Origin of the sequence: Curtobacterium sp. PhB130 (assembly GCF_003755165.1) — a bacterium.
Lineage (GTDB): Bacteria > Actinomycetota > Actinomycetes > Actinomycetales > Microbacteriaceae > Curtobacterium.
Window position 1 is genome coordinate 481010 of sequence record NZ_RKII01000009.1, and the last position, 7373, is coordinate 488382.

Consider the following 7373-nt stretch of genomic DNA (forward strand, 5'->3'; position numbering starts at 1 on the left):
CGAGGGCAGGAGTGCCGCCCGGTAACGTGAGCATCGATGAACTTCGAGAAGGCCCGACGACTCGTCGCCGACCTGGCCCGTGTCAACGAGCGGTACCTGCGCGACGACCACTACCGCAACGACATCCGCGAGCGGCTCGGGCGCACCGTGTCCCGGGTCGACGTCGGCGTCGCCCGACGCGAACGCGACCGTGCGCCCCGGTCCGCGCAGCCGTTCGAGGGGCTCGTGGAGACGAGTCTCGCGATCGCCGGCATCCGCACCGAGGCCCGCGCGCCCGAGGTGGTCCTCGTCGTCGACGAGCTCCGCGAGGGCGCCGCGTTCGCCGGCGTGCAGACCGCCCTCGCCGCTGCGGTCGCGCTCGGGCAGCGCCTGGACCGCCGCGTCCGGGTCGTCATGGTCCGCTGGACGACGCCGGGCAACAGCACCGCCGCCGCCGAGGCCCTGGTGGCCGACCGCTTCCCCGAGACGCGGATCGACGGGCGCCCCGGCGTCCGGGTGGTCCGCCGCGAGGACGTCCTCGACACCGTGTTCGGCGCCGAGGACGTGTGGATGGCCACGCACTGGAAGACCGCGCACGCGATCGACGTCGCCGTCACGGCCGGCGTGATCGACCGCGCCCGGGTCGTGTACCTCGTGCAGGACTACGAGCCCGGCTTCAGCCCGTGGTCGACCGAGTACGCCGTCGCCGCGTCCACGTACCGCGCCGGCTTCCGGATGGTCGTGAACTCCGAGCCGCTCCGCCGCTACCTGTCCGAGGTCGAGGGCATCGACGTCCCCGAGGCGCTGACCTTCGCCCCGCACCTGGACGAGGAGCTCCTGCAGCGCGTGGCCGACGCCCGTCGTCCCGCGGAGGACCGCGTGGTCCGGGTCCTCTTCTACGGGCGCCCGAGCAAGCACCGGAACCTCTTCCGGCTCGGCGTCGCGGCGCTCCGCGTGGCCGTGCAGGAGCTCGCCGACGACGACGTCCGCCTGGAGTTCCACTCCGCCGGCGAACTGCACGGCGACGTGGAGCTCGACGGCGGTCGCGGCGACGTGAAGCTCGTCTCCCACGGCACGATGCCCTGGGACGACTACTTCCGCTTCATCGCGTCGACGAACGTCGTGCTCTCGCTGCAGCACAGCCCGCACCCGAGCCACCCGCCGTTCGACGGGGCGATCTCCGGCGCCCGGGTCGTGACGAACGAGTTCCGCGACACCCGCGGCGCGCTGCACCCGAACCTCGCGGCCGTCCCCGCCGACGCCCGCTCGCTCGGCCTCGCCGTCGCCGACGCCGTCCGCCGGGTCCTCGCCGAGGGACCGACCGGCTACGCCCCGCTCGCCGACGGCGCGCTCGGCGGCACCCTGGAGCGCGCGATCCACGCGCTCGCGACCGAACTCGATGAGGAGTCCGCCCGATGACCCGATCCGTCCTCGTCGTCGTCCCCGTGTACGGCGACCTCGAGTCGCTGCTGCGGTGCGTCGACGGCCTCGTCGAACACCTCGACACGACGCACCACCGCGTGCTCCTCGTGAACGACTGCGGCCCCGACGCCGACACCATCGAGCGCGCGCTGCTCGACCGCACGGCCGGCATGGAGGCGTTCCGGTACGAGCGCAACGCGCAGAACCTCGGCTTCGTCGGCACCTGCAACCGCGCGGTGACCGAACTCGACACCGGCGGCGACGCGGTCCTCCTGCTCAACAGCGACGCCGTCCCGACCGCCGGGTTCCTCGAGGCGATGCTCGAGGTGCTCGACGAGGACCACACCGGCGTCGTCACGGCCCGGAGCGACAACGCCACGATCGCGAGCATCCCCTACCGCCTGACCACGCCGGGTGCCGCCCGCACCGAGGAGCGCACCCGCGCCGTCTGGTCCGAGATCGCCCCGCTGCTGCCGGTGTCCCAGGTGATGCCGGTCGCGATGGGCTTCTGCTTCCTCACCCGCCGCGAGCTCATCACGGAGCACGGCCTGTTCGACGACGCGTTCGCCCCCGGCTACGGCGAGGAGAACGACTACTGCCTGCGCATCGCCGCGCACGGCTGGTCGTCGCGGATCGCGAACCGCGCACTCGTCCTGCACGCGGGCGGCAAGAGCTTCTCCGGCAACCGGAACGCCCTCCGTGCCGCCCACCAGCAGGAACTCGAGCGGCGCTACCCGTTCCTGCCGGACGCCGTCGCCGCCTACCAGCGGCACGGCATGACGGCGACGGAGCGCTTCGCCGACGCGCTGGTGCCCGCCGGCACCGTCCGCCGGGTCGCGGTGGACCTCCGCCACGTCGAGGAGACGGCCGGCCTGGTCGGTGCGCTCGACGCCGCCTTCGGGGACGGGTACCGCCTGGAGGCCCGGCTCCCCTCCGGTGTGCCGGGCCCGGCCGGATGGGCGCTCACGTCCGGTGCCCCGAACGCGGACGACCTGGTCACGGTCACCGTGCTCGTGGACCCGACGCCCGCAGCGGTCGTCCTCGCGAACCGCAGATCGCTGCACATCGTCGTCGTCCGGTCCCCCGAGCCGTGGACCCCGTGGTCCTCCGCGGCGCACCGTGCCGGCTCCGATGCCGTTGCCCCGCTCGTCGACGCGCATGCCGACGTCGTCGTGCCGCGCGGCGAACTCGTCGACGCCGGTCCGGCCATCGCCGCGGCGGTCACCGCTCCGCTGGCCGACCGCGCTGCCGCCGTCGAACGCCGCTGGGCCGCGCTGCTCCCCCTCGACGTCACCGCTGCCGAGGCCGCGGACGCCGGCGCCGCGGACGAGGTCGTCCGGCTCCGCCGCGAACTCCACGAGCTCCGCACGAGCCGGTCGTTCCGGACCGGCCAGGCCATCGCGAAGGTCGCGGGTCGGCTGCCGGGTCGTCGCTGATGGCCGACAAGAACGGGCTCGGCCGCGTCGCTCGGAAGCTCGCGCGACTGGGCCGCGGCCCGGAGAAGCCCCTCACCGTCACCGACAGGCTCGACCGCTGGGCTCGCCGGATCGCCGAGTTCGGCATCGTCGACCGCGCGTACCTCGAGGCCCAGACCGGGCGCCGCTTCGCCACCGACGACGAGGCGATCTCCTTCTACGTGCACAACGACGGGCAGCGCGGCCTGTCGCTGTCCCCGCTCGTCGAGCACGAATGGATGCGCGAGCACCAGCCCGACGCCCGGATGTCCTGGTACGACGCCCTGCACCAGGAAGGGCCGGAGCTCTTCGCGACCGGTCCGCTGTTCGATGCGGGGATCTACGCGGCGACCCTGCCGAGCGCGGAGCGTCCGGCATCCACCCTCGACGCACTCCGGCACTTCGTGCGGAACGCGACCGGCGAGACCACGCTCCCCGTGCCTCCAGGCCGACCGGGAGACGCGCCCACGTGGGCCGCCGCACGCGACGCAGCCGTCCGCACTGCCCGCGCGTTCGCCGACGCGCAGCACCGGACCCGCCGGCGCTACCGCAGCACGTGGGACGGACCGCCGACCGACGAGGTGCTCGCCCGGTACGCCACCGGAGCCGCTCGTCGTGACGCCGAGACGCCGCTCGTGTCCGTGGTGATGCCGGTGTTCCGGCGCGCCGACGTGCTCGGTGCCGCGATCGACTCCGTGCTCGCGCAGCAGTACCCGTCGTGGGAGCTCGTCGTCGTCGACGACGGCTCCGGCGACGCGACCCCCGACCTCGTCCGCGAGCGCGCCGCCACCGACGAGCGGATCCGCCTCGTCGAGCGGGAGAACGGCGGCGCCGGCGCCGCACGCAACACCGGGCTCGCGGCCGTCCGCGGCGAGTTCGTCGCGTTCCTCGACGCCGACAACACCTGGCGGCCGGAGCACCTGGCGGCCGCCGTCGCTGCCCTGCTGCAGGACGACGACGTGTCCGGTGTGCACACCGGCGTGCGGATGGTCGGCGCGAACAACGCGGACGACGCGACCGCTCCCGTGGAGACGTACCGCGGCGAGGACGGCACGCTCGACGACCTGCTCGCCGGCAACTTCATCGACCTCAACGCGGTCGTCGTCCGGCGCTCCGTGGTGGCCGCCGTCGGCCCGTTCGACGAGGCGCTGCGCCGCTGGATCGACTGGGAGTGGCTGCTCCGCATCGGGACCCGGTTCGGTGTCCCGCGCTACGTGCCCGTCCTCGGGGTCGACTACGACAACGTGCGGGACGCCCGGCGGGTGTCCTCCGCGCAGCCCGCGTCGTGGCAGGAGGTGGCGCTCGCGCCGCACCGGATCGACTGGGACGCCCTCGCCGGGGCGGTCCGCGACGACACGCTCGTGTCGATCGTGATGCCCGTCTTCCGGGACTGGACGATGACCCGCCGGGCCGTGTCGGCCGTGCTGACCGCTGCCGACGCCGACGGGGACCGCGTCGAGGTCGTCGTGGTGGACAACGGGTCACCGCGTTCGGTGTCCGCGATCCTCGGCGCCTGGTTCGCCGACGAGCCGCGTGTGCAGCTGCACCGCGAGGACCGGAACCGGAACTTCGCGCTCGGCAGCGACCTGGGTCTCGCGTGGTCCACCGGCGGCACCGTGGTGATGCTCAACAACGACACCGAGGTGGCGTCCGGGTGGCTGCGGCCCCTCGTCGACGCACTGTCCGACCCGTCGGTCCTCGGAGCCCAACCACTCCTGGTCTACCCGGACGGGGTCGTGCAGGCCGCCGGCACCGTCTTCGGTGGCGACAAGGTGCTGCCGTGGCACTTCCTCGGCGACCACCCGCGGTACGACGCGGAACGGGCGCTCGACCCGTCCGCTCCCGCCTCCTCGCGCCGGTTCTCGGCGATCACGGCCGCCGCCGCCGCGTTCCGGGCCGCCGACCTGCTCCGCTGGCGCGGGTTCGACCCGGTCTACGCGAACGGGCTCGAGGACGTGGACCTGTGCCTGCGGGCGCTGTCGTCCTCCCCTGCCGGCTCGGCGTTCGTCGTCGTGCCGTCCTCCCTCGTCGTGCACCACGAGAGCCGATCGCCGGGGCGGGACGATGCCCGGATCGACAACCGGCGGTTGTTCGACGAGCGGTGGCGTGGGCGCTACCCCGCGGCCGATGCCGCAGCCCGGTACGCCGCAGCGGGGCTGGAGTACCTCGGCGTCGAGCCGGGGCTGCCGAAGGGGCACCGGGTGATGGTGCGGTCGTCGCGGCCGGTCATCGTGCGGGGTGACTCCGCGCCGCTCCGTGTGGCGGTGAAGCACGACGGGTCGCGGGCGTCCGACGTGTCGGACCTCGCGTCGGCGCTCCGGTCCGCCGGGCACGACGTCCAGGTCGACGCGCCGTCGTCCTGGTACCGGGGGTCGAGCGGGTTGGACGAGGTGACCGTGTGGGTCGGGGCCGGGTCCTCAGCCGCCGCTGGGGCGCCGTGGGTGCCGCAGCCCGGCGCGGTCAACGCGGTGTGGCTGGGTGCTGGTCAGGCGGTTCCGGACGGGGAGTTCGCGGTCGTGTTCGACCCCGCGAGCCCGGTGTCGGCGATCGTCTCCACGCTCGCGCAACACTGACCCTTCGTCACGTCCCAGGCCGATGCTGCTGGGACGTTCATCGCGTTCCAAGGCTGCTGTAGCGCGTTGTTCATCTGCGCGGAGCACGCTGCTCCTATGTCGCTCCTCACCGATGCCATCAAGTCGTCCCGGACGACCCACTGCGCGGTGTGTGGGACGGTCATGCTGAAGCACGACGCGATCGACCGTGACGGAGAGCACTTCTGCTCCGTGCTGCACGAGGTCGAGTACGCCGTGACGATGCTCGACTGACCTGCTCGCCCATAGGATCGGGCAGTGCCCGATCGCTCCCTCGCGGTGTTCCCCGCCTACCGCGACAACCCCTACCTGAACTTGATGCTGCTGGCTCCCCGGGCCCGCGGCTGGAACGTCCTCGAGAGCCTCCGGCTCGAACAGCTGGAACAGCACCTCGGCCGACTCGGCGACGGGGACGTCTTCCACATGCACTGGACGGCGCCGATCGTGCAGCGGGCCGACACGCTCGCCGAGGCGACGGAGCGGCTCGAGCGCTTCCGCCGAGCGGTCGACGACGCTCGCTCCCGTGGGGCGGGTCTGCTGTGGACGATCCACAACGTGCTCCCCCACGACGCCCGGCACGTTGCGCTGGAACTCGAGCTGAACCAGTGGCTCGCAGAATCCGCCGACGTGATCCACGTGCTGAACGCAGCCACCGCCTCCGTCACCGAGCAGCACTACGTGCTCGACGCGGGGAAGGTCGTGCACATCCCGCACCCGAGCTACCAGGGGGTGTACCCGGCGTCGTCATCACGGGCCGACGCCCGGGCGTCCTTCGGGCTCGAGGACGACCAACACGCCGTGCTCTTCTTCGGGCAGATCCGCCCGTACAAGGGGCTCGACGTGCTGATCGAGGCGGTGTCCCGGGTCCCCGCCCACGCCCGTCCCGTCCTGCTGCTCGCCGGACGCACGAGCGACGAGGACCGTGCGGCACTTGACGACCTGATCGGCGACGACGTGCGGACGATCCGCTCGTACGACTACGTCCCGGACTCCGACGTCCAGCGGTGGTTCCGCGCCGCTGACCTCGCCGTCTTCCCGTACCGGCAGGTGCTCAACTCCGGCAGCGTCCACCTGGCGGCTTCCCTCGGGGTCCCGGCGGTCATCCCGGACGAACCGCACCTGCGAGCCGAGTTCGATGGCGAGGACTGGTTGCGGTGGTTCGACACCCGCGAGCCGGTGTCCTCGCTCGCTGCGATCGTGGGGGCGGATGCCGGGCCTCCGGCCAGCAGCGCAGCGGCAGAGGCGTTCAGCCGCCGTCTCGCTCCGTTCGCGCTCTCACGCCGGTATGCCGACCTGCTCGACAGCATCAGCACGGCAGCCGGAGCCCGCGCGGCCTGAGGTCAGCGGAGTCGGCGTCCGACTCGCCCGAGCACGCCGGCGAGCCCGCGGCGCGGCGGTCGACGGCGGTCGATGAGGAAGCGCCAGCCGTTCTTCCGATCCGCGAGCGGCTGCAGCGGGAACTCCGGGTCGAGCGGAGGGAGCGGCATCCTCGCCGTCACGACGGGCAGCAGCTCCGAGGAGTGCTCTCCCCGGACCGACACGGCGTAGCGGCCGTCGTCCAGTCCGTTCGCACTGATCCGTGCGGACCAGGCTCGACTGCCGTCAGCGCGCGGGGCCTCCCCCGCCCGGATCGGCGCTCTGGATTCGATGCCACCGTCATGCAGCACGATGCTGATTGCGGGCACGTCGACGTCTCCGGTCAGGGTCCCGCTCAGTTCGAGCCCTTCGGGCGTGGGTTCCACGCGACTCACCACCAGCGGCACGAACCGGCGGAGCCGGGACACCTCGGCCACGGACTTCGTGTCGCCACGCGTGAGCGCGTCGACCATCGCCTGTGAGCAGCCTCGCTCTGTGTCGTCGTTTTCGCTGCGATCGGTGTCGGGTCAGGTGGTGCCGATGACGAGGGTGCTGCGGGCGGCCTCGACGA

General features: G+C 72.9%; 6 protein-coding genes. 5 read left to right on the forward strand and 1 reads right to left on the reverse strand.

Features of this window, described 5'->3' with window-relative positions:
- The first annotated feature begins 36 nt into the window (after nucleotides 1-36).
- From EDF24_RS15750 to EDF24_RS15765, 5 genes are all read left to right on the forward strand, one after another.
- Entirely contained in the window at nucleotides 37-1398 is a 1362-nt protein-coding gene (locus EDF24_RS15750) for a hypothetical protein (RefSeq protein ID WP_123653103.1), read from the forward strand.
- The gene (locus EDF24_RS15755; protein ID WP_123704053.1) at nucleotides 1395-2837 is read left to right on the forward strand and encodes a glycosyltransferase family 2 protein; all 1443 of its coding nucleotides are present in this window, start codon (nucleotides 1395-1397) and stop codon (nucleotides 2835-2837) included. Before EDF24_RS15750 ends, EDF24_RS15755 begins: the two co-directional genes overlap by 4 nt.
- The gene (locus EDF24_RS15760) at nucleotides 2837-5428 is read left to right on the forward strand and encodes a glycosyltransferase family 2 protein (RefSeq protein WP_185021691.1); all 2592 of its coding nucleotides are present in this window, start codon (nucleotides 2837-2839) and stop codon (nucleotides 5426-5428) included. Before EDF24_RS15755 ends, EDF24_RS15760 begins: the two co-directional genes overlap by 1 nt.
- A 96-nt stretch (nucleotides 5429-5524) precedes the next feature.
- Complete coding sequence (locus EDF24_RS19285) at nucleotides 5525-5680, forward strand: hypothetical protein (RefSeq protein WP_165931488.1); 156 nt, start codon at nucleotides 5525-5527, stop codon at nucleotides 5678-5680.
- Nucleotides 5681-5704: 24 nt separating this feature from the next.
- Complete coding sequence (locus EDF24_RS15765) at nucleotides 5705-6784, forward strand: glycosyltransferase (RefSeq protein ID WP_123704057.1); 1080 nt, start codon at nucleotides 5705-5707, stop codon at nucleotides 6782-6784.
- 2 nt (nucleotides 6785-6786) lie between these two features.
- On the opposite strand, the gene EDF24_RS15770 is transcribed toward EDF24_RS15765, so the two are convergent.
- Nucleotides 6787-7275: a hypothetical protein gene (locus EDF24_RS15770; protein ID WP_123704059.1), complete on the reverse strand. Its 489-nt coding sequence runs from the start codon at nucleotides 7273-7275 to the stop codon at nucleotides 6787-6789.
- Nucleotides 7276-7373: the final 98 nt, after the last annotated feature.

Excerpts from the sequence above, each read along its gene's own strand:
- EDF24_RS15750 (WP_123653103.1), top strand. The coding sequence starts at position 37 with ATGAACTTCGAGAAGGCCCGACGACTCGTCGCCGACCTGGCCCGTGTC.
- EDF24_RS15755 (WP_123704053.1), top strand. The coding sequence starts at position 1,395 with ATGACCCGATCCGTCCTCGTCGTCGTCCCCGTGTACGGCGACCTCGAG.
- EDF24_RS15760 (WP_185021691.1), top strand. The coding sequence starts at position 2,837 with ATGGCCGACAAGAACGGGCTCGGCCGCGTCGCTCGGAAGCTCGCGCGA.
- EDF24_RS19285 (WP_165931488.1), top strand. The coding sequence starts at position 5,525 with ATGTCGCTCCTCACCGATGCCATCAAGTCGTCCCGGACGACCCACTGC.
- EDF24_RS15770 (WP_123704059.1), bottom strand. The coding sequence starts at position 7,275 with ATGGTCGACGCGCTCACGCGTGGCGACACGAAGTCCGTGGCCGAGGTG.